Source organism: Yersinia entomophaga, from assembly GCF_001656035.1.
GTDB lineage: Bacteria > Pseudomonadota > Gammaproteobacteria > Enterobacterales > Enterobacteriaceae > Yersinia > Yersinia entomophaga.
In genome coordinates this window covers 1,739,845-1,765,715 of the sequence record NZ_CP010029.1, presented here as the reverse complement: position 1 = coordinate 1,765,715, position 25,871 = coordinate 1,739,845, and the positions used below count along the sequence as shown (strand labels likewise).

Below are 25,871 nucleotides of genomic sequence, written 5' to 3'. Positions count from 1 at the left end.
AGCTTTTTTACGGTATCGAGGTTTAGGGTAGGTTATTGGCGTCCAGAATGACCAAAACCACCGGTGCCGCGTTCGCTGAGGTCAAAATCTTCGACCAGATTGAACTCGGCTTGTACTACAGGCACAAACACCATCTGGGCAATACGTTCGCCCGGTTCGATAGTGAAAGACTGCTGGCCACGGTTCCACACGGAAACCATCAGTTGCCCCTGATAATCGGAGTCGATCAAGCCGACCAGATTACCTAACACCACGCCGTGCTTATGGCCTAAACCTGAGCGCGGCAGAATTACCGCCGCCAGACCAGTATCGCCAATGTGGATAGCCAGACCGGTTGGCAGCAGAGTCGTTTGCCCCGGAGCCAGGTCTACTGCGCTATCCAGGCAGGCACGTAGATCCAAGCCAGCTGAGCCAGGTGTGGCGTAGGTCGGCAATGGAAATTCGGTGCCAATACGTGGATTCAGAATTTTAACGTCGATTTTTTTCATCATAACGGCTGACAATCTCGTCTATTAAACGCTGACCAAGCAGGGATTTATCGCTGTGGGGCAAGCGTTTCTCTCCGTTCGGCCAAAAAAGGTGCAATGCATTGGTATCACTATTAAAACCATGCTCTGCGAGCGAAACATCATTGGCGCAAATCAGGTCCAGATTCTTCCGCACCAGTTTTTGTCGCGCATATTCTTCCACATTCTGGGTTTCGGCAGCAAACCCGACGACAAATGGACGTTTTTTCGTCATTGCGGCGACGCCAGCAACAATATCTGGATTCTTCACCATTTTCAGCGTGATTTCATCACCCTGTTTTTTTATTTTTTCATCAGCAACCTGTTCCGCCCGGTAATCCGCTACGGCCGCACAGGAAATAAAAATATTCTGATGAGGGGCGGCTTGCTGAACGGCGCTTTGCATTTCAAGAGCGCTAATCACATCAATGCGCGTGACTCCGGCAGGCGTTGGCAGATTGACCGGCCCAGCGACTAAAGTGACGTGAGCGCCGCGCTGCGCTGCCGCCTGAGCGATGGCGAACCCCATTTTCCCTGAACTGTGGTTACTGATAAAACGTACCGGATCCAGCGCTTCACGAGTAGGACCGGCGGTCACCATGACATGAAGATGTTGCAGATCTTGTTTTACAGAAAAATGATTTTCCGCCAATGCCACGATTTCCAATGGGTCAAGCATGCGGCCAGGGCCGATATCGCCACAGGCCTGACTACCGCTGTCCGGTCCCCAAAGCAAAACGCCACGGCTTCCCAGCGTTTGCAGGTTGGCCTGTGTAGCGCTCGCGCGGTACATCTGCTGATTCATTGCGGGAACGGCGGCAACTGGGGCTGCGGTTGCCAGACAAAGCGTTGTCAGCAGGTCGTTGGCCATGCCTGCAGCCACTCTAGCCAGTAAATCGGCGGTGGCCGGAGCGATGATGACCAGATCGGCCCATTTCCCCAGCTCGATATGGCCCATAGCGGCTTCTGCGGCAGGATCGAGCAAATCATCAGAGACGGGATATCCCGAAACGGCCTGCAAGGTTAGCGGAGTGATAAAGGCTTTGGCAGCCGTTGTCATCACTACCCGCACGTCTGCGCCTTTATCGCGTAAGCGGCGTACTAGCTCGGGACATTTGTAGGCGGCTATGCCACCACTGATACCGAGCACAATATGTTTGCCGGAAAGTCCCGTCATCATGATTGTCCGAATGAAAGCCGAAAGAGGCGATATTTTAGCATAACCCATCGGCAGTTTTGCTATAGGGGGCAACGTAGGTTAGCGATCAATCTGAAATTTGCGTGGCGTCACGCAGGATTTATTGATGCTTGTCGTGAGGATAATCCGGCCATGGCATGATACTCCGGCATTGAGAATAGGGGAGTTCTAGGATGGAACTATGGCTGAAAGGGGATGGACCCAGAGAAAAATTACTGAAGTATGGCGCTGAGGCGTTAAGTGATGCTGAATTGCTGGCCATATTTTTACGAACGGGCATTCCGGGTCTGCATGTGATGGCGATGGCGGAGCACCTAATTGCCGAATTTGGCTCTCTATATCGTTTGATGTCGGCGGATTATCCGACGCTTTGTGCACAAAAAGGCATGGGAAAATCTAAATATAGTCAGATTCATGCCATTTCCGAATTGGCCACCAGATGTTTTTCTGACCATATGACTAAAGAGAATGCGATGTTAAATCCGCGAATGACGCAAAAATACCTGCAAAATTTGCTGTCAGAACGTGAGCGGGAAATATTTTTAGTGATGTTTTTGGATAACCAGCATCGTGTTATTCGCCATGAGGAGATGTTTACTGGTACCATCACCAGCGTAGAGGTCCATCCACGGGAAATTGTGCGTGAAGCGCTAAAGGTTAATGCTGTTGCGTTGATTCTGGCGCATAATCACCCGTCGGGGAAGGCTGAACCGAGCCAAGCCGACCGTTTAATCACTGCGCAGGTGGTAAAAGCCTGCTCATTATTAGATATTAGGGTGCTCGACCATTTAGTGGTTGGCCGTGGCGAATGTGTCTCTTTTGCTGAACGAGGCTGGATTTAGAGATATTTTCTCGATCCTTTCGGGATCTTTAGCTGTTCGGGACTTGAGCACTTACGCTTCAGAGCGTATACTACGCCACCTTTGAGAATCTTGGGTTTGGCGTGAAGAGCCTATCTCAGCAGGTTTATACCTGGTGACAGGGGTTTCTGACCTGATGACATTGAGTCTTCTCAGTGAATTTGCTGAGATGGGCTCTAAAGCCTGACGAGGCGGCCATACCCTATACGAAGCTCGAGCTGATTTGATTTTTGGAGAATAGACATGTCCCGAGTCTGCCAAGTTACTGGCAAGCGCCCGGTGAGCGGTAACAACCGTTCCCACGCAATGAACGCGACCAAACGCCGTTTTCTGCCGAACCTGCACTCTCACCGTTTTTGGGTTGAGGGCGAGAAGCGCTTTGTAACTCTGCGTGTATCTGCTAAAGGTATGCGTGTTATTGATAAGAAGGGTATCGAAACGGTCTTGGCCGAACTTCGTGCCCGCGGTGAGAAGTATTAAGGAACTGAATCATGGCTAAAGGTGTTCGCGAGAAGATCAAGCTGGTTTCTTCTGCTGGTACTGGTCACTTCTATACCACCACGAAGAACAAGCGTACTAAGCCGGAAAAATTGGAACTGAAGAAATTCGATCCAGTTGTCCGTCAACACGTGATCTACAAAGAAGCTAAAATTAAATAATTTTAGTGGATTAATAAAAAACCCGGCTTCGGCCGGGTTTTTTGTTATATAAAGGTCGGTAAACACGTTGAATCGGAGGTTAAATGCCTGAATTACCAGAAGTTGAAACCAGTCGACGTGGGATTGAACCCTACCTGGTCGGCCACAGCATTCAATATGCCATCGTCAGAAATTCCCGTCTGCGCTGGCCGGTTTCAGATGAAATACTGGCTCTGAGCGATCAACTGGTACTGAGTGTGCAACGCCGTGCCAAATATCTGTTACTGGAATTGCCAAAAGGCTGGATTATCATTCATTTGGGTATGTCAGGCAGTTTGCGGATTTTGCCGGAGGAAACCGAGGCAGAAAAACATGACCATGTGGATTTGGTGATCAGTAACGGCAAAATATTACGCTATACCGACCCGCGCCGCTTTGGTGCATGGCTATGGGCTTCGGATTTGGCAACCAGCAACGTGCTGGCTCATCTCGGCCCTGAGCCGTTAAGCGATGAATTTAGCGCTTCCTACCTGTTTAACCTGTCTCGCAATAAGCGAACCTTGGTTAAACAGTGGATTATGGATAATAAAGTTGTGGTGGGTGTGGGGAATATCTATGCCAGTGAATCGCTGTTCGTCGCCGGTATTGCTCCCGATCGCCCAGCGGGTTCGCTAACTGAAGCAGAAGTCGGATTATTAGTTGCAACTATCAAAATGGTATTGCTGCGCGCTATCGAGCAGGGCGGCACAACGCTACGTGATTTTTTGCAGTCGGATGGCAAACCGGGGTACTTTGCGCAGGAATTACAGGTTTATGGTCGAGCCGGTGAGCCGTGCAGGCGCTGTGGTCATCTGATTGAAAGTGCGAAACATGGGCAGCGCAGCACGTTTTTCTGCCGTCACTGCCAGCATTAAATCAGAGGTAAACTCAGAGTTTATCCAGTAAAGCCTTGGTAATTGGCGCGGGAAGGAATGGTGTGATATCGCCGCCGTGACGCGCCACTTCTTTTACTAACGAAGAGGAAATGAATGACCATTTCTCTGATGGCAGTAAAAATACGCTTTCCAGCGTAGGCATCAAATGACGATTCATATTCGCTAACTGCCATTCATATTCGAAATCCGATACCGAGCGCAAACCCCGAACCAGAATATTCGCTTTATGCTGCTGGGCGAAGGTTGCCATCAATTCGCTAAAACCGATCACTTCCACGTTGGTCAAATGCGCTGTCACTTCGCTGGCTAATGCAACGCGCTCATCCAGTGTGAACATCGGTTTTTTATGTGAACTATCGGCAATGGCCAAAATGACATGGCCAAACATGGAAGACGCACGAGTGACTAAATCCAGATGACCGTTGGTCATAGGATCAAAGGTGCCCGGATAAATGGCTCTGGTGATCATGGCGTCTCGCTTTTGCGTTATTTTTGGTTGAGTGCCCACAGGGCGGCGTATTTATTGAAAGTATATTGCGCATTAACTACGGCCAGCAATAACCCTTGTTTACCATCCAAAAATCCGGCGCGGAACAGCCAGGTCTTGCAAAAAGCGCCGAGAGTATGGCTAAGAATAGAGAAATAACTACAGCTTTTACCTTGTTGGTGGCGTTGTGTAGCCCAAGCCTCGGCGTAGCTGAGTTGTTTACGCTGAAAAGCAAAAAAATCACGACAGGTTAAGTGCAGTAAATCCCCTTTCAGCGGAATAACTTTCGCATTTCCGGCATCAACAGATTCATGCACCAGGTTATCGTTATATTGATATCGATGATGAGCATACAGACGCGTCACCCGATCCGGATACCAGCCGCTATGGCGCATAAAACGCCCCAAAAACAGATTTCTGCGGCCGCAGCTATACACGGCATCATCATCCGGAGACGCTAATACCACGTCGATAGAGGCTTTTAATTCAGGTGTGACGCGCTCATCGGCATCGATCATCAAAATGTAGTCACCGGTAGCGTATTGCTGCGCTCGCTGCCGCTGTTTGCCAAAACCTTGCCACTGAACGTTACTGTATACCTGCGCGCCGTATTGACGAGCTAAATCCAAAGTGTCGTCTTCACTGCCAGAATCTAAAACGACAATCTCATCAGCCCAGGAAATGGAGTCCAGGCATTCTGGGAGCAGATCCGCTTCATTCTTGGTGATCATCACCACAGACAGACGTTTTTTGGCGCTCATTAGTGGCTCCGCGGCGGCAAATAAGGTTCCAACAGATGCAATAATCGCTGCAATGCCCCTTGGTTCTCATGCAGAACCTCAACCGCATGGCGGCCATAGTAGAGGCGGCAATCTTCGTCGGTGAGCAGTACGCTAATTTCCTTCACCAGCGAGGCTGCATCGGTGACGGTGATGAGCCCTTCGGCCTGCTCAAGCTTGGCACAGATATCTTTGAAATTGAAAGTATGTGGCCCCATCATCACTGGAATCGCGTGGGCAGCGGCTTCGAGTGGGTTGTGCCCACCGCGTTCTATCAGGCTACCGCCGACAAATGCCATATCGGCAATTCCATATAAAAGCATAAGTTCACCCATGGTATCGCCGATCACCACCTGAGTGCTGCTGGATGGCACTTCGCCACCGCTGCGTAAGGTGTAGCTGAATCCGGCCTTTTGGGTCAGTTCAATCGCTTTCGGGAAACGTTCTGGATGACGTGGCACCAGAATCAATAATAGGGTTGGATACTGTAATAACAATTGACGATGAGCTTCCAGCAAAATGGCTTCTTCGCCGTCGTGGGTGCTGGTTGCAATCCACACAGGGCGATGGGCAGCCCACTGGCGGCGTAGGGTTATTGCTCGTGCGGCCAGTTCTGGTGTGACCGAGATATCAAACTTAAGGCTGCCAGTAATGGTCAACTGAGATCGTTTCAGACCCAATTCGATAAAACGCTCACCATCTTCCTGATTCTGCGCGGCAATCAGCGTGATACGTCGCAATATATTGCGAATAAAACCGCCAATCTTTTTGTAACCTGCGGCTGAACGTGCAGAAAGTCGCGCATTGGCGATAACTAATGGAATTTTACGGTGGTGCAGCGCATTAATCAGGTTTGGCCATAGCTCGGTTTCCATGATGATAACCAGCTTAGGATTAACCTGATCGAGAAAACGATTTACGGAACCGGGAAGATCATAAGGGAGATAAACGTGATGAACGTCTTTGCCAAAGGCAGATTGCACTCGCTCAGAACCGGTTGGCGTCATGGTCGTTACCGTAATCGGCAATGAGGGATAGCGGTGGCGTAAAGCTCTAACCAACGGAATAGCCGCGAGAGTTTCACCGACAGAAACGGAATGCAGCATAATGCCGCCAGAGACCACTTTACCGGCACAGAAACCATAACGTTCTCCCCAGCGCTTACGGTAAGCAGGGGCTTTACGGCTACGTAGCAACAATCGCAGCCAAATCAAAGGTTGGATTAGGTAGAGGAGTACCTGATATAAACGCAGCAACATTCTATCAAATTCATTTATATGAGTTATTCAGAATAATACCATAACTGCTGAAGAAAGGCTCTCTTCCGGTTATGTAATGTCCAATGGTGGCTAGCGCCGATCTATTTTACCCGCTCATATATTAATCAGTATAAAAACCGAACCCGTTCCCTGGTTTGAACGGGTATTTTTATCTTATCGAGAATAAGACTGATTACAGTAAAAAGGCGAAAAACAGCATATAAGAGTGAGAAGTTTATTGGTGATTATTTTTTATCTATTAACCTGAAAATATCCGTATTACAGAGAGATAAAATATCTGAGTGCTTCATGACATTGCTTAACCCATTGGTCGTTATGAAGATGATCGCCTTTATTAGAGATTTCCTTTAATTACTTTCGTTAATCGCCGGAATATCGCTGCGGATAAATGACTTATTCTTACTTAAATATCATTTTCTCATGCATGTAATAGTTAATTATCACGGTAAAAACTAACAGCATATTATTAATATTTTCCGCAGCGAAGCGAGCGGCAAAATATTCGTCTGATAAAGGGTAATCAGTGAGAGTTAAGAGAAAACTGCGCAGCGAGAGAGGCTGCGCAGATGAGGGGATTCGGTCACTTAGACGATGATTTTATCCAATTCTGCCATGATAATTTTGGCTTGAATGGTATCCATGCTTTTCTCTTTAGAGATAACGGATACCTGATTTTCACCATAACCGCCAATTAATCCGGGATCGGTTGGGCCAAACAGCGTGATGTTAGGCCGCGCTAACGCTGCCGTTAGATGACTTAGCCCGGTATCAACGGAAACCACAGCTTTGGCACCGGCTAATACCTCGGCAACTTGCTGTAAACTCAGTTTTGGCAGCACTTCCACGTGAGGGAAATTATCGGCCAGACGCACTGCGCGTTGATATTCATGCTCTGCGCCCCACGGCAGTTTAATTTTCAGCCCAGTAGGTTGAACCAACTGAATTAACTGACGCCAATGGCTTTCCGGCCAGTGCTTACTGTCACGGGTCGTCGCATGTAGGAAAACCAGATATTGCCCAGCGTCTGGCGGTAACTGGCTGAGGAAACGCTGAGCGATAGCGTAATCACCGACGGTTTCCGGCTTGGTATAACCCAGACTTTTAGCAAAGAGCTGGCGAGTACGCTCAACGGCATGTAGCTGCTTGTCTATTTCATGACGGCAGTTATAAAACCAACTGGCGAAGGGTTCCCGGGCGCTTTTGCAATCTGGGCCGTGTCGGGTGCCCTTGGCAATGCGGGTGATGAGCGCCGCGCTTTTTATCAGGCCCTGAGCATCGATCACCAAATCATAGCTGCGCTCTTGCACGATTCGTTTGAAGTCACAGCGTTCTTGCCGTGTATCACTACCAAACCAGTTTTTGCGCCAGCGGCGAATGGCCACCGGAATCACTTTATCCACCGCCGGATGCCAACTGGGAATCTGAGTAAACCCTTCTTCTACCACCCAATCGAAACGGATTCCGGGAATGGCGCTCATTGCATCGGTCAGAGCGGGTAACGTATGCAAAACGTCACCCATCGATGAGGTTTTAATGATCAATACGTGCATCAGTGCGCCTCATTTACCGTTGAAGACTGTGTTGCCAACTGCAGCTGTAGTGCGGCCAAAACCTGCTCTGGCTGAATGTCGATCAGGCTTTGGTGGTAGCCTTGATCGGCATCTCCTTTGCGCACTTTGTGGTAGCCGGTAATCAAACGAATAACCGTCGCTTTATCTGAAAGTGGCGGTGTGAAGGCTGGGCTGCTTGGGCCATATAAGGCCACCAAAGGTTTGTTCAACGCGGCGGCAACGTGCATCAGGCCGGAATCGTTGCTCACCACGGCGCTACAGGCGGCAATCAGTATTACCGCTTGATCCAGCGTCGTTTGCCCAGCCAGATTCAGGCAGAAATCGCGACTTTCTGCCTGAAGTGCCTGACGAATATCTTCTCCCGCTTTATGGTCTTTTTCAGAACCAAACAGGGTGATTTGATAACCGTCATCAATGAGTTTTTGTGCCAAAGTGGCGTAATGGTAGTGCGGCCAACGTTTGGCTGGGCCAAATTCGGCACCGGGACAAAAACCGATGATTGGCCGATTATCGCTGAGATTAAAAGCGGCGGTGGTTTCCGCAATTTCTTCATCCTGCACCTGTAACTGCGGCCAGAGAATGGGCTGCGGCAGATCGGCTTCGGAAGTAATTCGCGACTTATCGTAAGCCAGCGCAACATAACGCTGAACCATCAGCGGGAAAGCCTGTTTATCCAGAATGCGCATATCGTTGAGCAGGAAATAACGCATTTCACCGCGCCAGCCTGTACGCTGACGAATACCGGAAAAGTAGGGTATTAACGCAGATTTGAACGAATTGGGTAAGACATAGGCGCGATCATAGGCTTCCTCGCGCAAAGCGATACCCAAACGGCGACGGCCTTCCAGATTAAATACCCCATGACCGAGCGGCATTGGGATAGCGCGGCGCACCTCTGGCATTCTGGCCAGAAGTGGACGGCACCACGCGGGTGCCATCACATCAATCTCTGCTGCCGGATATTCGGCCTTCAGGGTGCGGTACAAACTTTGCGACATCATCATATCGCCAACCCAAGAAGGGCCGATGACCAGTATTCTCATACCGTTATCAATTCCTTGCAGCGAATGACTTAAATAGGGCGATTTAACCAGCCCAGATACTCTTTTACCCCTTCGGCGACGGTTTTGAACGGTTTGTCATAACCGGCTGCGCGTAGGTTGGTCAGGTCGGCCTGAGTGAATGCCTGATAGCGACCTTTCAGTTTTTCCGGGAATGGAATGTATTCCACTGGCCCGCTCTGATGGTATTCCACCACGGCGTCCGCCACTGCCTGGAAGGATTCGGCACGGCCAGTTCCGCAGTTGAAAATACCGGAAACGCCGTTCTGCCAGAACCACAGATTGACCGCAGCTACGTCACCGACATAGATGAAATCGCGTTTAAAGTTCTCGCTGCCAGCGAACAGTTTAGGTGCTTCACCAGCGTTGATTTGATTGTTCAGGTGGAAAGCAACGCTCGCCATGCTGCCTTTATGGCCTTCGCGCGGTCCGTAGACGTTGAAATAGCGGAAGCCACAAATTTGTGAATCCGCTTGCGGCAGAATTTCACGAACATATTGATCGAACAGGAATTTTGAGTAGCCGTAAACGTTCAGTGGCTGCTCATATTGGCGATCTTCAATGAAATTATCGGTTCGGCCACCGTAAGTTGCAGCTGAAGAGGCATACAGGAATGGAATACCGCGATCCAGACAGAAATGCAGAATGTCTTTGGAGTACTGATAGTTGTTATCCATCATGTACTTGCCATCCCACTCGGTGGTAGAGGAGCAAGCGCCTTCATGGAAGATGGCGTCGATATCGCCCATATCATCACCGGCAACAATGCTAGCGACAAAATCTTCTTTATCCATGTAATCCGCGATGTCCAGATCGACCAGATTGACGAACTTAGTGCCGTCTTTCAGGTTATCTACCACTAGAATATCTTTATATCCTATATCATTCAGTGCCTTAACGATGTTGCTGCCAATAAAACCGGCGCCGCCAGTGACGATAATCATCAGGTTCACCCTTATTAATCTGCTTGGTTGGGCACAATGCCCTACACATTATTTGGTGCCATCATAACATTTCATGCGTAAGCGCACAGCCGGAAGGGGGGTAATCGCCCTTTTTGTATGGGGCTTTAGGATAGTTCCCCGTGATATATGCTGCATTTCTTACATTCTCTAACAAGGTTTCTCGTCAGTAAGCCAGCAACTTAGTAAAATGTGAGGCGAAATTGCCAAATCTGGAGATAACCGAATGCCCGCGTCTTTCTATCAACAACTAGAACAACAACTGGCTACTACCCGTGCTGAAGGTTTGTATAAAGAAGAGCGGATTATCACTTCCGCCCAGCAAGTCGATATCGCTGTAGCTGATGGAAGTCATGTAATCAATTTCTGTGCTAATAACTATCTGGGGCTGGCTAACCATCCGGCGCTGATCGCTGCCGCGAAAAAAGGGATGGACACACACGGTTTTGGTATGGCCTCCGTGCGCTTTATTTGCGGTACGCAGGACAGCCACAAGCAGCTGGAGCAGAAGATCGCCAGCTTCCTGGGGATGGAAGATGCCATTCTCTATTCTTCCTGTTTTGATGCCAACGGCGGGCTGTTTGAAGCGCTGTTGGGGCCGGAAGATGCCATTATTTCCGATGCGTTAAACCATGCGTCAATTATTGACGGCGTGCGTCTGTGTAAAGCCAAGCGTTATCGCTACGCTAACAATGATATGGCTGAGCTGGAAACCCAACTGAAGCAGGCAAAAGCGGACGGCGCTCGTCATATCATGATCGCCACTGATGGCGTGTTTTCTATGGACGGCGTGATTGCTAACCTGAAAGGCGTTTGTGATTTGGCCGATCAATATAAAGCGCTGGTGATGGTTGATGATTCCCACGCAGTAGGCTTTGTTGGTGCCAACGGGCGCGGCACCCATGAATACTGCGAAGTGATGGGTCGTGTTGATATTATCACTGGTACTTTGGGTAAAGCGTTGGGCGGCGCATCCGGCGGCTATACCGCAGGCCGTAAAGAAGTGGTGGAATGGCTGCGCCAGCGTTCACGTCCGTACCTGTTCTCTAACTCATTGGCTCCGGCGATTGTTGCAGCGTCCATTGAAGTCCTTTCTCTGCTGGAACAAGGGGATGCTCTGCGGGAACGCCTGTGGGCTAACGCCCGTCTATTCCGCGAAAAAATGACGGCGGCTGGTTTCACGTTGGCAGGAGCCGACCATGCGATTATTCCGGTAATGCTGGGCGAAGCTAAATTAGCGCAGGAATTTGCTAACGCGTTGCTGAAGGAAGGTATTTACGTTACCGGTTTCTTTTATCCGGTCGTGCCGAAAGGTCGGGCGCGGATTCGCACCCAAATGTCTGCTGAACACACGACTGAGCAGGTTGAACGTACCATCAATGCATTCGTGCGCATTGGTAAACAACTAGGCGTTATTGCATAAGGAATTTCAATGAAAGCACTATCTAAGCTGAAAGCGGAAGAAGGCATTTGGATGACCGATGTGCCTCAGCCTGAATTGGGTCACAATGACATTATGATCAAAATCGCTAAAACGGCGATTTGCGGTACGGATGTGCATATTTATAACTGGGATGAATGGTCACAAAAAACTATCCCGGTTCCTATGGTTGTAGGGCATGAATACGTCGGTAAAATTGTCGCTATCGGTCAGGAAGTTAAAGGTTTTTCCATTGGCGATCGCGTTTCTGGCGAAGGGCATATTACCTGCGGACATTGCCGTAACTGTCGCGGAGGCCGCACTCACCTGTGCCGTAATACCATTGGCGTCGGTGTTAACCGCCCGGGTTCATTCGCTGAATATCTGGTGATTCCTGCCTTCAATGCGTTCAAAATTCCTGACAACATTCCCGATGAGCTGGCCGCCATTTTCGATCCGTTTGGTAACGCGGTTCACACTGCATTGTCCTTCGATCTGGTGGGGGAAGATGTGCTGGTTTCCGGCGCTGGTCCTATTGGCATCATGGCCGCAGCGGTGTGTAAACATGTCGGTGCGCGTAACGTGGTTATTACTGACGTGAATGAATATCGCCTCGATTTGGCGCGCAAAATGGGCGTCACTCGCGCGGTAAACGTTAGTAAAGAAAACCTGAACGACGTGATGACTGATCTGGGTATGACCGAAGGTTTTGATGTGGGTCTGGAAATGTCCGGCGCGCCGCCAGCTTTCCGTACTTTGCTGAATGCGATGAACCACGGCGGCCGCATTGCCATGCTAGGGATACCGCCATCCGATATGTCTATCGACTGGAATCAGGTTATCTTTAAAGGGCTGTTTATTAAAGGTATCTACGGTCGCGAGATGTTCGAAACCTGGTACAAAATGGCTGCATTAATTCAGTCTGGTCTGGATTTAACACCAATCATTACTCACCGTTTCTCTATCGATGAGTTCCAGAAAGGCTTTGACGCTATGCGCTCTGGTCAATCAGGGAAAGTCGTATTGAGCTGGGATTAACGGCTAACTGAGATTCTATCAGGTAGATAAACAATGCCGGGCATGATGACCCGGCATTGTTTTATTTGGTTTTGTTAAACCAGAAATGCCAGCGCTGCTGCACGAAAGTCGCCACTGGGCTTTGTATCAGACTTTCCCCCAGAATTTTAAACATCTCGTCGGCGTAGATTTTCTCTGGCGTATGTCCCGCTTTCATTTTACATTGCTTAATGGCTTTTAACCTGCTGTCTTTAAACGGATCGCGTGATTTAACCGGCTTGACTGGCGTCAGCGTGCCTGAATTATGCTGCACCGGTTCATTCAGTAACGCACTAGGGCGAACCAATACGATATCTGACGGTAATTCCGGCAGCATCTGCTGCAATACCCGAATGGTAGAGGGATGAGGATGCCCGATGGCAATAGCCGAACCATTTTTACGCGCTAGCTGAATGGCGCGATTGAACTGCTGACGAATAGCCGCATCATTCTGCACATCATCCAGAAAAACTTTGCGTTTTATGACTTTAACGCCAGTGCCTTCCGCTGCCCGGCTGGCCTGAGTATTGCCGATTGTCACGCTATCCAGAAAATACAGCTGATAATGTTCCAGCGCCTGCATGACTTTTTGCATTCCGGACAGGCTGGAAGTCATTGCGCTACCCATATGATTATTCATACCTACGGCGTAAGGAACGTTGTTTACCGCCTGACGAATAATGCGCTGAATTTCTTCGCTGCTCATATTAGGCTGCAAAGTATCCCGTTCTAATGGCTGCTTGCTCAAGGGTGCCATCGGCAGATGGATAAGAACCTCACGCCCTTGGCTGTGGGCTTTGATGGCCATTTCTTTGGCGTGGGGAGCATTAGGCAAGATGGCCACCGAGATCGGTAACGGCATCTGGAGAATTTTGTTTTCGTTCTGCGGGCGATAACCGAAGTCATCGATAACAATAGATAATTTTCCTGCCTGCGCGGAGCAGGCTATCAGCAAAGTGCCGAATACAAACAGTGAGCGAGCTTTAAAATAGCGCAATGCTTTTTCCCTAATTCAATTCCCTATCTTCCTAACCAGGGTTGTGGGTTGACCGCCTGTCCCTGACGACGGATCTCGAAATACAGAGAAGGCTCACCCTGGCCTCCGCTGGTACCGACCAGAGCAATCGGCTGGCCGGCTCTAACCTGAGTCCCAACGCTGACTAACGCGCTTTGGTTATAACCATACAAACTCATATCGCCTTTACCGTGTTCAACGACGACGACGAGACCGTAGCCCTGTAACCAGTCGGCCAGCAGGACGCGGCCATCGGCAATGGCTTTGACTTCGCTGCCTTCTGGCGCGGAAATAACCATACCTTTCCAGCGTAGTTCTCCCTGTAATACTTCACCAAATCTATGTGTAACATTACCGCGTACTGGCCACAAAGCCTGCCCACTTGGGCGACCTAAACCGCCGGTACGTGCCATCAGAGAGCGCTCACTTTCGCTCGGCTTATAGCTAGAGCCGGTTTTCTTCGCTTGTTGCTCTTTAAGCTTAATCTGCTCTCGAACCCGCGCGGCCTCTTTGGCTTCTCGTTCAGCGCGGGCTTTGGCTTCCCGTTCTGCTTTGGCTATTTGATCGCGCAGACGGGTTTCATTCTGTTTCAGTTCCGCCAGACCCTGCTGGTCTTTTTCCAGCGAGGCTTCCAGAGAAATCAGCGTTTTTTTACGTGCTGAACGAGCCTGTTCCAGCTTCTGTTGCTGAGACTGTTGTTCGTTCAATAGGGATTTCTGCTGTTGCTGTTTTTCTACCAGCGTTTTTTTCTGCACCGCGAGATCGCTTCGAGTCTGTTTTAACGTATTGATTGATTTCAGACGGGCTTCATTCAGATAGCTGAAATAGGCCAGAATGCGTTCGCTACGCTGACTTTCCTCACCGCTAAGAATGAGTTGCAATCCGCTGTGCTGCCCTTGTTTAAAGGCTGCATCCAACTGTTTAGCTAGAATATTTTGCTGGAGTGACTGCTGACTTTGCAGTTTTTCAATCGAGCCGTTGAGCTTGGCGACGTCTTTACCCAACTCAGTCAAAGTGGCTTGGGTGTCGCGCAGGCTACGGCTGGCTTGGGCAATAGTATTTTCTTGTTGTTTCAGCTGATCGAGCAGTGCGCTGCGTTGCTGTTTTTGTTGCTGAACGCTTTTCTCTTTTTCAGCAATATTTTGCTGAATAGTTTTCAATTGGCTCTTGTTATCGGCCGTTTTTGCAGCAACGGGAGCATCTGCAGCCTGGCTGGATAATGGCAATAGCAAGACGCCAGCGCAAAAAACGCTGGCGTACAGTATGGCTAACGGACGACGCGTAAACCGGGTTGGCAGCAGGCCCACTGGGGATTGGCTGCTGCCGGGGGTTGCGTTTTCAGTCACCATCAAACGTGCAAATAACGCCTTATCCTTCATAAGAAAGGATTATTCCACGATGAACAGCGGCTTACCAGTCATCTCTTGCGGGATTTCCATTTCCATTAGTGACAGCATGGTTGGCGCGATATCAGAAAGCTTACCGCCAGCCACCGCGGCAACCGGTTTATTGCCGACGTAAATCAGCGGAACCGGCAGGCTGGTGTGGGCGGTGTGAGCCTGACCTGTCGCCGGATCGCGCATTTGCTCGGCGTTGCCGTGGTCTGCGGTAATCAGCAACTGACCGTCAGCAGCTTTAACTGCATCAACAACCTGTGCAATACAGCCATCCAGCGTTTCGATCGCTTTTACTGCCGCATCATAATCACCGGTATGACCAACCATATCGCCATTTGGATAGTTACAGATGATGACATCGTATTTACCGCTGCCGATCGCCCCGACCAGTTTTTCGGTCAGCTCGGCAGAACTCATTTCTGGCTGTAGATCATAAGTCGCCACTTTCGGTGAATTCACTAGAATACGGTCTTCACCTTTAAATGGTTCTTCAACGCCGCCGTTGTAGAAGAAGGTGACGTGAGCATATTTCTCAGTTTCAGAAATGCGTAACTGGGTTTTATCGTGCTTCATTAACCATTCGCCAAAGGTATTAACCAGTGATGCTGGCGGATAAGCGCAGGCAGCATTGATATCGGCTGCATACTCGGTCAACATCACGAAATCGCCGAAGTTAACTACTTTATCGCGCTTGAAGCCGTCAAAGTCTGGATTAATAAAGGTGCGAGTGATCTGACGAGCGCGGTCGGCGCGGAAGTTCATAAAGATCAGCGCGTCGCCATCATTCATAGCGGCATCGGGTTCGCCAGCGGCTTGAATCACCGTCGGTTTTACAAATTCGTCGTTTTCGCCGCGGGTATAGGCATCAGCCAAACCCTGCATGGCGTTGGCTGCGGTAAACTCGCCCTTGGCCTGAGTTAGCAGGTCATAAGCCAGTTGGACGCGATCCCAGCGGTTATCGCGATCCATTGCGTAGTAACGACCAATAATGGAGGCGATACGGCCTTTGCCTAATGCAGCAAATTTATCGCTAAACATTTTCAAAGAGGACTCGGCGCTACGCGGCGGCGTATCACGGCCATCGAGGAAGGCGTGCAGGTAGATTTTCTCGGCACCGCGTTGGGCAGCCAGCTCGACCATCGCCAGAATATGCGCTTCGTGGCTGTGAACCCCACCGGCGGATAGCAGGCCCATGATGTGTACCGCTTTGCCAGCTTTTACTGCTTTATCAACGGCGGCGGTCAGCGTCGGGTTAACAAAGAAATCGCCCTCTTTGATCTCTTTATCTAGGCGGGTTAAATCCTGATAAACAATGCGACCCGCGCCCAGATTGACGTGGCCAACTTCAGAGTTACCCATCTGACCGTCTGGCAACCCGACGTCCAGACCGGAAGCAGCAATCAGCGTGTGCGGATTTTGCTGCCACAAGCGGTCCATCACTGGCGTTTTGGCATTCAAAATAGCGTTATCCTGATGGTCTTCACGGTGGCCATAGCCATCCAGAATAGTCAGAACTAATGGTTTTTTATTGCTCGACATTGCTTAACCTCATTTTCTTATAAGTCCAAGTGTTAATAGGCATGGGTTATACGTGGGTCGCTCATGGCTATTGACACTTATCGCTTTCGTAATTTTACTACAAAGCAGGTTAAAAATAGCCCAAAGAGATCAAGGTTGGCGTGGGATGGGCGTGATTGTGGTGGTTTAAATGATGAAAACTTTCCGCGATCCCTCTCAGTTTCTGCAATACCACTTGCTTACTGGCTGTATTTGCTGCAACGCGCAGGTATACTCTGTGACCTTGAATATTGACCCCTAACTAACGGGAGTTTTTCCCCCTATGTTGCAAGAAATTATGCAATTCATTAGCCAGCATCCTATTTTGAGTCTGGCTTGGGTGGCTTTGCTGGTTGCCGTGATCGTCACCACCTTTAAAAGCAGCCTGTCTAAAGTAAAAGAAATCACTCGTGGTGAAGCTACGCGTTTGATTAACAAAGAAGATGCGGTTGTTGTCGATACCCGTTCGCGCGAAGATTACCGCAAGGGCCATATCGCCAGCTCCATTAACCTAACGCCGACTGAAATTAAAAACGGCAGCTTGGGCGAGTTGGAAAAGCATAAAGCGCAGCCTATTATTGTTGTTTGTGCTAACGGTACTGCGTCTCGTACGTCTGCCGAAAATTTGAACAAAGCCGGTTTTGAACCTGTATTTACTCTGAAAGAGGGTATCTCTGGCTGGAGCGGTGAAAATCTGCCTCTGGCTCGCGGTAAATAAAACGTGGTAAGTAATAAAACCATCGCTTTATCAACGGAATATTAATATAACTGAGGTTTTGTCAATGGCGAAAATTGAGATATACACCAAAGCGACCTGCCCGTTTTGCGTTCGCGCAAAAGCGCTGTTAAACAGCAAAGGTGCAGCGTTCGAGGAAATCGCGATTGATGGTGATATGGCGACGCGTGAAGTTATGATTGAACGCAGCGGACGTTCCACCGTACCTCAGATATTTATTGATGGGCAGCACATAGGTGGCTGCGATGATTTACATGCGCTGGATGCGCGCGGTGGGCTTGACCCACTGCTTTAAACTCGTCGATGGGGATTCCCACGGCGGTAGTGCTGTTTAATAAGGATGTCTAACTAAGGGTACTTTTACACATGTCAGAACAAAACAACACAGAGATGGCTTTCCAGATCCAACGTATTTATACCAAGGATATCTCTTTCGAAGCGCCAAATGCACCGCAGGTTTTCCAGCAGGATTGGCAGCCAGAAGTTAAACTTGATCTTGATACTGCTTCCAGTCAGCTGGCTGAAGATGTGTATGAAGTGGTACTGCGCGTAACAGTTACGGCCTCTCTGGGCGAAGAAACTGCATTCTTGTGTGAAGTTCAGCAAGGCGGTATTTTCTCCATTGCTGGCATCGATGGCACCCAACTGGCACATTGCCTGGGCGCATACTGCCCGAACATTTTGTTCCCGTATGCCCGTGAATGTATCACCAGCCTGGTTTCCCGCGGTACTTTCCCTCAGCTGAATCTGGCACCGGTTAATTTTGATGCCCTGTTCATGAACTATTTGCAGCAGCAGGCTCAAACTGAAGGCGAAGGTGCCGAACAACGTCAGGATGCCTGATGAACACCACTGATGCTTCAATGACTGTAATCGGTGCCGGATCTTACGGCACCGCATTAGCCATCACGTTAGCGCGTAATGGTCACACCGTTGTGTTGTGGGGACACGATCCCAAACACATTCAGGCGTTGCAGGATGCTCGCTGTAATCAGGCTTTTCTACCGGACGTCCCTTTCCCCGACACATTATTGCTAGAAACCGATTTGTCCCGCGCACTGGCGGTCAGTCGTAATATTCTGGTGGTAGTGCCGAGCCACGTTTTTGGCAACGTTTTACATCAGTTAAAACCCCATTTACGCAGCGATGCGCGTATCGTTTGGGCAACCAAAGGGTTGGAAGCTGAAACCGGGCGTTTGCTACAGGATGTAGCACGGGAAATCCTCGGCGATACAATTCCGCTGGCGGTTGTTTCCGGGCCGACTTTTGCTAAAGAGCTGGCGGCAGGAATGCCCACGGCGATTGCATTGGCTTCAACGGACGCTCAGTTCAGCGAAGACCTGCAAGCGCTGCTCCACTGCGGTAAAAGTTTCCGGGTTTACAGCAACCCAGATTTTATCGGCGTGCAGCTCGGCGGCGCGGTGAAAAACGTGATTGCCATTGGTGCAGGTATGTCTGACGGCATCGGTTTTGGCGCGAATGCGCGAACGGCGCTGATTACCCGTGGTTTGGCCGAAATGAGCCGTTTGGGTTCCGCGTTGGGTGCCGATCCTTCCACCTTTATGGGCATGGCGGGGCTGGGTGATTTGGTGCTAACCTGCACGGATAATCAATCTCGCAACCGCAGATTCGGTATCATGCTGGGCCAGGGCGCAGGGGTTCAAGAAGCGCAGGACAAGATTGGCCAGGTTGTCGAAGGTTATCGAAATACCAAGGAAGTATTAGCTCTGGCGCAACGGTATGGTGTTGAAATGCCCATTACCGAACAGATCTATCAGGTGCTGTACTGCCATAAAAATGCCCGCGAAGCTGCCCTGACCTTATTAGGGCGCACCAAAAAAGACGAAAAAAGCGGCGTTTAACCCGTTAGATCAATGCGTACTAAGTCACCTTGGGGTTTCCTCGGGGTGACTTGTTTGTATCATAGGGAGAGTAAGGCATGTCGTCAGAAGAATTAGAGCAGGTCTGGAGCAGCATTAAATCAGAAGCGCGGGCGCTGGCTGATTGTGAACCCATGCTGGCCAGCTTTTTTCATGCGACATTGCTAAAGCATGAGAATTTAGGCAGTGCCCTAAGCTATATTCTGGCGAATAAATTAGCCGATCCCATAATGCCTGCTATTGCTATCCGGGAAGTGGTCGAAAACGCTTACCGCAGCGATCCCCATATGATTGTTTCCGCCGCGCGCGATATTTTGGCTGTGCGCTTGCGTGACCCTGCGGTGGATAAATACTCTACGCCACTGCTGTATCTGAAAGGTTTTCACGCATTACAAGCCTATCGAATTGGCCATTGGTTATGGGCGCAAGAGCGTAAAGCGCTGGCTATTTATCTGCAAAATCAAGTCTCTGTGGCTTTCGGTGTTGATATCCACCCTGCGGCAACCATTGGCTGCGGCATCATGCTGGACCACGCCACAGGTATTGTGATTGGTGAAACGGCAGTTGTTGAAAATGACGTTTCTATTTTGCAATCCGTCACCTTGGGCGGTACCGGTAAAACCAGCGGCGATCGACATCCTAAAATTCGCGAAGGCGTGATGATTGGTGCCGGGGCGAAAATTCTGGGCAATATTGAGGTAGGTCGAGGGGCTAAAATTGGTGCGGGTTCTGTGGTATTGCAAGCGGTTCCGCCTCATACCACTGCGGCGGGTGTACCGGCTCGGATCGTGGGTAAACCGGACAGTGATAAACCCTCCCTGGATATGGACCAGCACTTCAACGGCGTCAGCCAAGGTTTTGAATACGGCGACGGTATCTGATTCCTGCTATTAATCGAACGGGGCCACTCTGAGCCCCTTTCTGACAAATTTCTTACTCTTTCACCAATGCGCCGTTATATCCCAGCTGGCGCCATGCCTCATATACCACCACAGAAACTGCGTTCGATAGATTCATACTGCGGCTATCTGGTTGCATTGGAATCCTGATTTTTTGCTGTGCCGGTAACGCATCCAGAATACTGGCAGGTAAACCGCGAGTTTCTGGGCCAAATAACAGAAAATCCTTATCCTGATAACTCACCGCACTATGAGCTGGCGTACCTTTGGTGGTCAGTGCGAACAGGCGCTCGGGTTTTTCGCTGTCGAGAAAAGCCTGATAATCATGATGATGCTTAATATTCGTAAACTCATGATAATCGAGGCCCGCTCGGCGCAGCCTTTTGTCATCCCAGGTAAAGCCCAAGGGCTTGATCAAATGAAGCTGGCAGCCGGTATTGGCGCACAGACGAATGATATTGCCGGTGTTCGGTGGGATTTCCGGTTCAAATAAAACAATATTCAGCATAGGCCCCCCAGTAAAGAGGGGCGCAGGATACCAGAAACTCCGATTTGGTGCAGTGGGCATCCGTTGATATGGGCAGATTTGGCCAGTGAGAAAATGTGTCGATCTGGCCGAACCTGTGGGATCGGCCAAATGACTAGGCTTTGAATGGGTGTAGAGGAAGCCAGAGAATCAAGCGCAGGCCGCCAAGCGGGCTATCTTCCGCCCTAACCCAGCCACGATGCTGGCTTACGGCGTTTTCAACAATGGCTAAACCTAGGCCTGTACCGCCGGATTCGCGGTCGCGGGCTTCGTCAGTGCGGTAGAACGGACGGAAAATCTGTTCGCGGTCTTCTGCGCTGACGCCAGGGCCATCATCATCAACAGTGATGGTTACGCCTTGATTATCAGCTTGGAACGCTACTGCGATATGGTGGTGAGAATACCGCAGAGCATTACGAACAATATTTTCCAACGCGCTATCCAACGCCGACGGATTACCAAATAGCGTCCAAGGGCCCGGTGGAGCAGAGATTTCCAGCGTTTTACCCACCTGTTCGGCTTCAAATTGCGCATTTTCCAGCACGTTAGACCAAAGGTCATTAGCTTTAATCGGCTCTCGTGCTAGCTCATTCTTATGCTGGTTACGGGAAAGCACTAGCAGATCATTGATCATACTGTCCAACCGATGAGCTTCTGTTTCAATGCGTTCCAGCTCTTTTCCCTCTCCATGGCGACGGCGCATCAACGCTGTCGCCAACTGAAGGCGAGTCAGCGGGGTGCGAAGCTCATGGGAAATATCGGAAATCAACCGCTGTTGTGCGGCAACCATTCGTTCCAACGCACTGATCATTTGGTTGAAACTGGCACCCGTGGCTAGGAATTCCTGCGGGCCGGATTCCAGTTCAGGATGCTGTTTCAGATTTCCGCGAGCCACGTCATCGGCGGCATTTTTCAGTTTACGAGCCGGTTTAGCCAGGCTCCATGCCAGCCAGAGAAGCAGAGGCGCACTGATCAACATGGTGGCAATCAGTAACAGTAACGGCCGATCAAACATCAGGTTGATAAAGTCGGACTGTGGGCTACTTGCTGGTCGAATTAAATAGAGTTGGTAGTTGTCATCACCATCACGAATAGAAAATGGCCCGACCATTTCTGATCGACCATACTTTTTCTTTTTCGGCTGATCGGCATTATCCGATTGGCCAATAAAGTTACGTACAATCTGCATTTCATGACGTTCAGCGCCAATCACCCGGCCTTCGCTGGTCACTAACACCAGATGCTGGCCGGGGGGGGCCCATTTCTCAATGGCGCGATACAGCCGCCGCCACCACATCAAATCATTGGCAGGATCGTTGGCCAGTTCAACTTCAATATGCTGTTCCAGCATGACGCCCTGCCGCTGCTCATTTTCTAATAACGGCGTTAACTGCCGCGAATCCAGCTTAGGCACCATCAGCACTAGCATGAGCACTAGCGCTAGAGTAAACCAGAAAATAGCGAAGATTCGCGCCGTCAAACTGTTGATCATGTTTCAGATACCATCAAATATCCGCGGCCACGCAAGGTCTTGAACCAAGGTAAACCATCCTGACGTTCCGGTAACTTACGACGCAGGTTGGAAATATGCATATCAATGGCGCGATCAAATGGCGTCAGTCGTTTGCCCAAGACTTCCTGGCTGAGAAGTTCACGCGAAACCACTTGGCCCAGATGCTGAGCGAGTAAATACAGCAAGGTAAATTCTGTGCCGGTTAAATCTAGTACCTGACCTTCAAAGCTGGCTTCCTGACGACCCGGATTCAGTTGCAGGCAGTCAACTTCTAGCGTTGGTGCGCCTTGATCTACATTCTGCTGCTGTTCGCTCCAATTGGAACGACGCAAAATAGCGCGTATGCGTGCTACCAATTCACGATCGTTAAACGGTTTGGCCAAATAGTCATCTGCGCCTAACTCCAGACCCAGAACCCGGTCCAATTCACTGCCGCGCGCGGTCAGCATAATCACCGGCGTTTGGTGATGTTGACGTAGCTCTTTTAAGGTTTCGATACCGTTTTTACGCGGCATCATAATGTCCAGCAAAAGCAGGTCGATCGAACTGTCCAGCAGGTTTAGCGCTTGCTCGCCGTCATAGGCAACAACAACGTTGAAGCCTTCCATTTCAAGTAATTCTTTCAATAGCGAAGTTAGTTCGCGATCGTCATCAACAAGTAGAATTTTATGCATAGTTATTTCACCTCTAGACGCAAAATACGTTAACAATTGCCGCGATTCTATGACTTTACCTAGATTTACATCCCCTGACCTCAGTTTTACATGCACTGACGCTAGTTTTCAGCCAGACCTATACACTGCTTAACATTGAATTGCATAGCAGAGTGAATCCAGGAGTTAATCATGCGTAAAGTAACAACGTTAGTTATAGCGTCAATGTTGGCCTTCGGCTCTACCGCCGCATTTGCCGCTGATACTGTTGCAACCGCTGGCAACTGGTGTCACGACTTCGACGGCAAAATGATGAAAGGTGGTCGCGGCCACCATAACATGTTTGAAGGCTTGAACCTGACTGAGCAACAGCGTCAGCAGATGCGCGATCTGATGCGCCAGCATCGCGGAACTAAAACGGCAATGCCTGTCGCTGATCGGGAAGCAATGCATAGTCTGATTACCGCAGATAAATTTGATGAAGCCGCAGTTCGAGCGCAGGCTGAAAAAATGTCTAAACAACAGGTTGAGCGTCAGGTCGAAATGGCCAAAGTACGCAACCAAATGTACAACCTGCTGACGCCAGAGCAAAAAACTGCCTTAAACCAGATGCATAAACAGCGGATGGCTACAGTGCAGCAGGCTCCAGCAGCACAACCGGCTTCTGCCCAGAAGTAAAGTACTATCCAGTACCGTAAGGTACTACCCAGTAATACCCTGTTTTCCTTGCCATAGACACCATCCCTGTCTTTTAGCCCTCCATGATGGAGGGCTTTTTTTTGCCGGTATCCGTTATACTTGCCCCCTAAGATTCAATTTGGGACAAGTTATGGATCTGCAATATGCGCGGCTGGTTAAAGCTGCGGCCTTATCGGCTACTGCACTAGCATCAATTCTACTGTTAATTAAAATATTTGCCTGGTGGGCGACCGGTTCTGTCAGCGTATTGGCGGCTTTGGTCGATTCACTGGTGGATCTGGCTGCCTCTCTCACTAATCTGTTTGTGGTGCGTTACTCCCTGCAACCAGCGGACGAAGAGCATACCTTTGGTCATGGCAAAGCCGAGTCTTTGGCCGCTTTGGCTCAAAGTATGTTTATTTCTGGCTCCGCTTTATTCCTGTTTTTAACCGGCTTCCAGCATCTCGCCTCGCCGGAACCCTTACAAGATCCCGGTATAGGCGTCGGCGTTACTTTAGTCGCGTTATTCAGTACCCTGATTTTAGTCACATTTCAGCGCTGGGTGGTGCGTAAAACCCAAAGCCAGGCGATACGGGCCGACATGCTACATTATCAATCAGACGTGATGATGAATGGTGCTATTCTTATAGCATTGGCTTTAAGTTGGTACGGTTTTCACCGCGCCGATGCGTTATTTGCGCTGGGTATAGGCGTTTATATTTTATATAGCGCCCTGCGTATGGGCTATGAAGCGGTACAGTCATTGCTTGATAGGGCCTTACCTGATGAAGAACGGCAGGCCATTATTGATACTGTGACTTCCTGGCCGGGAGTGATTGGCGCTCATGATCTACGTACGCGGCAATCCGGGCCGACTCGTTTTATCCAGCTGCATCTGGAGATGGAAGACGATCTACCGTTGATGCAGGCGCATATTTTAGCTGAACAGGTTGAACGCGCGTTGTTACACCGTTTTCCGGGTGCTGATGTGCTTATCCATCAAGATCCTTGCTCGGTAGTGCCAAAAGAGCGCCATGCTCATTGGGAGCTGTAATTTTGCGTTGATTCTTGAAACTGTGTTACAGAATGATGGAAATATTTACCGTTACTTCGTGTGACTTGAATCAATTCAGCATAGTGTTTTTGCTATAATATCCAATATCATGGTCGTAGCGTTGATTTTATGTACTAGTATCGTGCTCATGGCATAATCGGCTAATAAAGAATTCTCAAAAAATCGCATCTACAAGTTCAGAGGTAGTCATGGTAAAGAAAATCGGTGTGCTAACAAGCGGCGGTGACGCGCCAGGTATGAACGCGGCAATTCGTGGGGTGGTTCGCGCTGCTTTGTCTGAAGGGCTGGAAGTTTTCGGTATTTATGATGGTTACCTCGGCTTGTATGAAGATCGCATGGAACAGCTGGATCGCTACAGCGTTTCAGACATGATCAACCGGGGCGGTACTTTCCTGGGTTCTGCGCGTTTCCCTGAGTTCCGCGATCCGGCCATTCGTGCAAAAGCCATTGAGAACATGAAAGCGCGCGGTATCGATGGATTGGTTGTTATCGGCGGCGATGGTTCTTATGCCGGTGCTGATTTACTGCAGGCGGAAGGCGGTATTTCCTGCGTTGGCCTGCCGGGCACCATTGATAACGATGTGGCGGGTACTGACTACACCATCGGTTTCTTCACTGCGTTGGATACTGTGGTTGAGGCCATTGACCGTTTACGTGACACCTCTTCTTCTCATCAACGTATTTCTATCGTTGAAGTGATGGGACGCTACTGTGGCGATTTGACTCTGGCTGCAGCTATCGCCGGTGGTTGTGAGTTTATCGCGATTCCGGAAGTGCCTTTCAATCCGGACGATCTGGTTTGTGAGATCAAAGCCGGTATCGCCAAAGGTAAAAAACATGCCATCGTGGCTATCACCGAAAAACTCTGTGATATCGATGAGTTGGCTAAATATATCGAGAAAGAAACTGGCCGTGAAACCCGTGCAACCGTACTGGGCCACATTCAGCGCGGTGGTTCACCGGTAGCTTATGACCGAATTCTGGCTTCCCGTATGGGTGCTTATGCGGTTGAACTGCTGATGAAAAATGTTGATCAGAGCAAAGGCGGTCTTTGCGTCGGCGTACAGAATGAGAAAATGGTTAACGACCTGATTTCTGTGTGTATCGATCCGAAGAACAAGAAAAGCAAATTCAAAGAAGACTGGTACGACACAGCGAAAAAACTGTTCTAATCCACGTTCCAGGTCTG

At 49.7% G+C, this 25,871-nt stretch carries 28 protein-coding genes; 14 read left to right on the top strand and 14 right to left on the bottom strand.

The features are described 5' to 3' along the window. Positions 1-32 precede the first annotated feature (32 nt). Both dut and coaBC read right to left on the bottom strand, forming a co-directional pair. Positions 33-491 (bottom strand): dUTP diphosphatase, encoded by a 459-nt coding sequence (dut, locus tag PL78_RS08055; RefSeq protein ID WP_064514616.1) that lies wholly within the window; start codon positions 489-491, stop codon positions 33-35. Beyond that, positions 469-1,686: a bifunctional phosphopantothenoylcysteine decarboxylase/phosphopantothenate--cysteine ligase CoaBC gene (gene coaBC / locus PL78_RS08050; RefSeq protein ID WP_064514614.1), complete on the bottom strand. Its 1,218-nt coding sequence runs from the start codon at positions 1,684-1,686 to the stop codon at positions 469-471. Before coaBC ends, dut begins: the two co-directional genes overlap by 23 nt. Positions 1,687-1,877: 191 nt before the next feature. On the opposite strand from coaBC, the gene radC reads away from it, so the two are divergent. From radC to mutM, 4 genes are all read left to right on the top strand, one after another. Continuing rightward, positions 1,878-2,546, top strand: coding sequence for a RadC family protein (gene radC, locus PL78_RS08045; RefSeq protein ID WP_064514612.1), 669 nt, complete (start codon positions 1,878-1,880; stop codon positions 2,544-2,546). Between the two features lie 261 nt (positions 2,547-2,807). Beyond that, on the top strand, positions 2,808-3,044 hold the full coding sequence (rpmB, locus tag PL78_RS08040; protein WP_032816691.1) for a 50S ribosomal protein L28: 237 nt from the start codon (positions 2,808-2,810) through the stop codon (positions 3,042-3,044). 11 nt (positions 3,045-3,055) lie between these two features. Beyond that, positions 3,056-3,223, top strand: a complete 168-nt coding sequence (gene rpmG, locus PL78_RS08035; protein ID WP_004392084.1) for a 50S ribosomal protein L33 — start codon at positions 3,056-3,058, stop codon at positions 3,221-3,223. An 83-nt stretch (positions 3,224-3,306) separates the two neighbouring features. After that, positions 3,307-4,116, top strand: coding sequence for a bifunctional DNA-formamidopyrimidine glycosylase/DNA-(apurinic or apyrimidinic site) lyase (gene mutM, locus PL78_RS08030; RefSeq protein ID WP_064514610.1), 810 nt, complete (start codon positions 3,307-3,309; stop codon positions 4,114-4,116). A 13-nt stretch (positions 4,117-4,129) separates the two neighbouring features. On the opposite strand, the gene coaD is transcribed toward mutM, so the two are convergent. The 6 genes from coaD to rfaD all read right to left on the bottom strand — a co-directional run bounded on the left by coaD (position 4,130) and on the right by rfaD (position 10,259). Next, complete coding sequence (gene coaD, locus PL78_RS08025; protein WP_064514607.1) at positions 4,130-4,606, bottom strand: pantetheine-phosphate adenylyltransferase; 477 nt, start codon at positions 4,604-4,606, stop codon at positions 4,130-4,132. Positions 4,607-4,623: 17 nt separating this feature from the next. Then, positions 4,624-5,385, bottom strand: coding sequence for a glycosyltransferase family 2 protein (locus tag PL78_RS08020; protein WP_064514605.1), 762 nt, complete (start codon positions 5,383-5,385; stop codon positions 4,624-4,626). Next, complete coding sequence (gene waaA / locus PL78_RS08015; protein WP_064514602.1) at positions 5,385-6,662, bottom strand: lipid IV(A) 3-deoxy-D-manno-octulosonic acid transferase; 1,278 nt, start codon at positions 6,660-6,662, stop codon at positions 5,385-5,387. Before waaA ends, PL78_RS08020 begins: the two co-directional genes overlap by 1 nt. A gap of 605 nt (positions 6,663-7,267) precedes the next feature. Next, positions 7,268-8,233, bottom strand: a complete 966-nt coding sequence (gene rfaC / locus PL78_RS08010) for a lipopolysaccharide heptosyltransferase RfaC (protein ID WP_064514600.1) — start codon at positions 8,231-8,233, stop codon at positions 7,268-7,270. Further along, complete coding sequence (gene rfaF, locus PL78_RS08005) at positions 8,233-9,297, bottom strand: ADP-heptose--LPS heptosyltransferase RfaF (RefSeq protein WP_064514598.1); 1,065 nt, start codon at positions 9,295-9,297, stop codon at positions 8,233-8,235. The genes rfaC and rfaF overlap by 1 nt, the downstream gene beginning before the upstream one ends. A gap of 29 nt (positions 9,298-9,326) precedes the next feature. Further along, positions 9,327-10,259, bottom strand: a complete 933-nt coding sequence (gene rfaD, locus PL78_RS08000) for an ADP-glyceromanno-heptose 6-epimerase (RefSeq protein WP_064514596.1) — start codon at positions 10,257-10,259, stop codon at positions 9,327-9,329. 244 nt (positions 10,260-10,503) lie between these two features. Here rfaD and kbl point away from each other — a divergent pair, with 244 nt between their 5' ends. Then, on the top strand, positions 10,504-11,700 hold the full coding sequence (gene kbl, locus PL78_RS07995; protein ID WP_064514594.1) for a glycine C-acetyltransferase: 1,197 nt from the start codon (positions 10,504-10,506) through the stop codon (positions 11,698-11,700). 9 nt (positions 11,701-11,709) lie between these two features. Beyond that, the gene (tdh, locus tag PL78_RS07990; RefSeq protein ID WP_064514592.1) at positions 11,710-12,735 is read left to right on the top strand and encodes an L-threonine 3-dehydrogenase; all 1,026 of its coding nucleotides are present in this window, start codon (positions 11,710-11,712) and stop codon (positions 12,733-12,735) included. A 61-nt stretch (positions 12,736-12,796) separates the two neighbouring features. On the opposite strand, the gene PL78_RS07985 is transcribed toward tdh, so the two are convergent. From PL78_RS07985 to gpmM, 3 genes are read right to left on the bottom strand one after another with little or no spacing between them, the layout of a single operon-like run. Continuing rightward, positions 12,797-13,750 carry a divergent polysaccharide deacetylase family protein gene (locus tag PL78_RS07985; protein WP_064514590.1) on the bottom strand — a complete coding sequence of 318 codons (954 nt, stop codon included), beginning with the start codon at positions 13,748-13,750 and terminating at the stop codon, positions 12,797-12,799. A gap of 23 nt (positions 13,751-13,773) precedes the next feature. Continuing rightward, positions 13,774-15,147: a murein hydrolase activator EnvC gene (gene envC / locus PL78_RS07980; RefSeq protein ID WP_064514588.1), complete on the bottom strand. Its 1,374-nt coding sequence runs from the start codon at positions 15,145-15,147 to the stop codon at positions 13,774-13,776. Between the two features lie 9 nt (positions 15,148-15,156). After that, positions 15,157-16,704, bottom strand: coding sequence for a 2,3-bisphosphoglycerate-independent phosphoglycerate mutase (gene gpmM, locus PL78_RS07975; RefSeq protein ID WP_064514587.1), 1,548 nt, complete (start codon positions 16,702-16,704; stop codon positions 15,157-15,159). Between the two features lie 301 nt (positions 16,705-17,005). Between gpmM and PL78_RS07970 the strand changes: the two genes are divergently transcribed. The 5 genes from PL78_RS07970 (at position 17,006) to cysE (ending at position 20,219) form a co-directional block, all read left to right on the top strand. Continuing rightward, a complete protein-coding gene (locus PL78_RS07970) occupies positions 17,006-17,440 on the top strand; it encodes a rhodanese-like domain-containing protein (RefSeq protein WP_064514585.1) in 435 nt (144 codons plus the stop codon). A gap of 64 nt (positions 17,441-17,504) precedes the next feature. Next, a complete protein-coding gene (gene grxC, locus PL78_RS07965) occupies positions 17,505-17,753 on the top strand; it encodes a glutaredoxin 3 (RefSeq protein WP_064514583.1) in 249 nt (82 codons plus the stop codon). Between the two features lie 71 nt (positions 17,754-17,824). After that, positions 17,825-18,301, top strand: coding sequence for a protein-export chaperone SecB (gene secB, locus PL78_RS07960; protein ID WP_049601518.1), 477 nt, complete (start codon positions 17,825-17,827; stop codon positions 18,299-18,301). Beyond that, positions 18,301-19,320 carry an NAD(P)H-dependent glycerol-3-phosphate dehydrogenase gene (gpsA, locus tag PL78_RS07955; protein WP_064514581.1) on the top strand — a complete coding sequence of 340 codons (1,020 nt, stop codon included), beginning with the start codon at positions 18,301-18,303 and terminating at the stop codon, positions 19,318-19,320. The genes secB and gpsA overlap by 1 nt, the downstream gene beginning before the upstream one ends. Positions 19,321-19,397: 77 nt before the next feature. Beyond that, complete coding sequence (gene cysE, locus PL78_RS07950; RefSeq protein WP_064514578.1) at positions 19,398-20,219, top strand: serine O-acetyltransferase; 822 nt, start codon at positions 19,398-19,400, stop codon at positions 20,217-20,219. A 52-nt stretch (positions 20,220-20,271) separates the two neighbouring features. On the opposite strand, the gene trmL is transcribed toward cysE, so the two are convergent. The 3 genes from trmL to cpxR form a co-directional block, all read right to left on the bottom strand. Further along, positions 20,272-20,745, bottom strand: a complete 474-nt coding sequence (trmL, locus tag PL78_RS07945; RefSeq protein ID WP_064514576.1) for a tRNA (uridine(34)/cytosine(34)/5-carboxymethylaminomethyluridine(34)-2'-O)-methyltransferase TrmL — start codon at positions 20,743-20,745, stop codon at positions 20,272-20,274. Between the two features lie 133 nt (positions 20,746-20,878). After that, positions 20,879-22,255 carry an envelope stress sensor histidine kinase CpxA gene (gene cpxA, locus PL78_RS07940; protein WP_064514574.1) on the bottom strand — a complete coding sequence of 459 codons (1,377 nt, stop codon included), beginning with the start codon at positions 22,253-22,255 and terminating at the stop codon, positions 20,879-20,881. Next, positions 22,252-22,950, bottom strand: coding sequence for an envelope stress response regulator transcription factor CpxR (cpxR, locus tag PL78_RS07935; RefSeq protein ID WP_064514572.1), 699 nt, complete (start codon positions 22,948-22,950; stop codon positions 22,252-22,254). The genes cpxA and cpxR overlap by 4 nt, the downstream gene beginning before the upstream one ends. A gap of 171 nt (positions 22,951-23,121) precedes the next feature. Here cpxR and cpxP point away from each other — a divergent pair, with 171 nt between their 5' ends. The 3 genes from cpxP (at position 23,122) to pfkA (ending at position 25,854) form a co-directional block, all read left to right on the top strand. After that, positions 23,122-23,607 carry a cell-envelope stress modulator CpxP gene (cpxP, locus tag PL78_RS07930; protein ID WP_064514570.1) on the top strand — a complete coding sequence of 162 codons (486 nt, stop codon included), beginning with the start codon at positions 23,122-23,124 and terminating at the stop codon, positions 23,605-23,607. Between the two features lie 151 nt (positions 23,608-23,758). Further along, a complete protein-coding gene (gene fieF, locus PL78_RS07925) occupies positions 23,759-24,661 on the top strand; it encodes a CDF family cation-efflux transporter FieF (RefSeq protein ID WP_064514568.1) in 903 nt (300 codons plus the stop codon). A 209-nt stretch (positions 24,662-24,870) separates the two neighbouring features. Beyond that, the gene (pfkA, locus tag PL78_RS07920) at positions 24,871-25,854 is read left to right on the top strand and encodes a 6-phosphofructokinase (protein ID WP_064514565.1); all 984 of its coding nucleotides are present in this window, start codon (positions 24,871-24,873) and stop codon (positions 25,852-25,854) included. The last annotated feature ends 17 nt before the right edge of the window (positions 25,855-25,871 follow it).

What these genes read in the sequence shown, in the direction of transcription:
- cpxR (WP_064514572.1), bottom strand. Translation starts at nt 22,950, where the DNA reads ATGCATAAAATTCTACTTGTTGATGACGATCGCGAACTAACTTCGCTA.
- rpmG (WP_004392084.1), top strand. Translation starts at nt 3,056, where the DNA reads ATGGCTAAAGGTGTTCGCGAGAAGATCAAGCTGGTTTCTTCTGCTGGT.
- rfaD (WP_064514596.1), bottom strand. Translation starts at nt 10,259, where the DNA reads ATGATTATCGTCACTGGCGGCGCCGGTTTTATTGGCAGCAACATCGTT.
- dut (WP_064514616.1), bottom strand. Translation starts at nt 491, where the DNA reads ATGATGAAAAAAATCGACGTTAAAATTCTGAATCCACGTATTGGCACC.
- radC (WP_064514612.1), top strand. Translation starts at nt 1,878, where the DNA reads ATGGAACTATGGCTGAAAGGGGATGGACCCAGAGAAAAATTACTGAAG.
- gpmM (WP_064514587.1), bottom strand. Translation starts at nt 16,704, where the DNA reads ATGTCGAGCAATAAAAAACCATTAGTTCTGACTATTCTGGATGGCTAT.
- cpxP (WP_064514570.1), top strand. Translation starts at nt 23,122, where the DNA reads ATGCGTAAAGTAACAACGTTAGTTATAGCGTCAATGTTGGCCTTCGGC.
- PL78_RS08020 (WP_064514605.1), bottom strand. Translation starts at nt 5,385, where the DNA reads ATGAGCGCCAAAAAACGTCTGTCTGTGGTGATGATCACCAAGAATGAA.
- envC (WP_064514588.1), bottom strand. Translation starts at nt 15,147, where the DNA reads ATGAAGGATAAGGCGTTATTTGCACGTTTGATGGTGACTGAAAACGCA.
- rfaF (WP_064514598.1), bottom strand. Translation starts at nt 9,297, where the DNA reads ATGAGAATACTGGTCATCGGCCCTTCTTGGGTTGGCGATATGATGATG.
- secB (WP_049601518.1), top strand. Translation starts at nt 17,825, where the DNA reads ATGTCAGAACAAAACAACACAGAGATGGCTTTCCAGATCCAACGTATT.
- coaD (WP_064514607.1), bottom strand. Translation starts at nt 4,606, where the DNA reads ATGATCACCAGAGCCATTTATCCGGGCACCTTTGATCCTATGACCAAC.
- rpmB (WP_032816691.1), top strand. Translation starts at nt 2,808, where the DNA reads ATGTCCCGAGTCTGCCAAGTTACTGGCAAGCGCCCGGTGAGCGGTAAC.
- cysE (WP_064514578.1), top strand. Translation starts at nt 19,398, where the DNA reads ATGTCGTCAGAAGAATTAGAGCAGGTCTGGAGCAGCATTAAATCAGAA.
- coaBC (WP_064514614.1), bottom strand. Translation starts at nt 1,686, where the DNA reads ATGATGACGGGACTTTCCGGCAAACATATTGTGCTCGGTATCAGTGGT.
- tdh (WP_064514592.1), top strand. Translation starts at nt 11,710, where the DNA reads ATGAAAGCACTATCTAAGCTGAAAGCGGAAGAAGGCATTTGGATGACC.
- pfkA (WP_064514565.1), top strand. Translation starts at nt 24,871, where the DNA reads ATGGTAAAGAAAATCGGTGTGCTAACAAGCGGCGGTGACGCGCCAGGT.
- grxC (WP_064514583.1), top strand. Translation starts at nt 17,505, where the DNA reads ATGGCGAAAATTGAGATATACACCAAAGCGACCTGCCCGTTTTGCGTT.
- gpsA (WP_064514581.1), top strand. Translation starts at nt 18,301, where the DNA reads ATGAACACCACTGATGCTTCAATGACTGTAATCGGTGCCGGATCTTAC.
- rfaC (WP_064514600.1), bottom strand. Translation starts at nt 8,233, where the DNA reads ATGCACGTATTGATCATTAAAACCTCATCGATGGGTGACGTTTTGCAT.
- fieF (WP_064514568.1), top strand. Translation starts at nt 23,759, where the DNA reads ATGGATCTGCAATATGCGCGGCTGGTTAAAGCTGCGGCCTTATCGGCT.
- kbl (WP_064514594.1), top strand. Translation starts at nt 10,504, where the DNA reads ATGCCCGCGTCTTTCTATCAACAACTAGAACAACAACTGGCTACTACC.
- trmL (WP_064514576.1), bottom strand. Translation starts at nt 20,745, where the DNA reads ATGCTGAATATTGTTTTATTTGAACCGGAAATCCCACCGAACACCGGC.
- mutM (WP_064514610.1), top strand. Translation starts at nt 3,307, where the DNA reads ATGCCTGAATTACCAGAAGTTGAAACCAGTCGACGTGGGATTGAACCC.
- waaA (WP_064514602.1), bottom strand. Translation starts at nt 6,662, where the DNA reads ATGTTGCTGCGTTTATATCAGGTACTCCTCTACCTAATCCAACCTTTG.
- PL78_RS07970 (WP_064514585.1), top strand. Translation starts at nt 17,006, where the DNA reads ATGTTGCAAGAAATTATGCAATTCATTAGCCAGCATCCTATTTTGAGT.
- cpxA (WP_064514574.1), bottom strand. Translation starts at nt 22,255, where the DNA reads ATGATCAACAGTTTGACGGCGCGAATCTTCGCTATTTTCTGGTTTACT.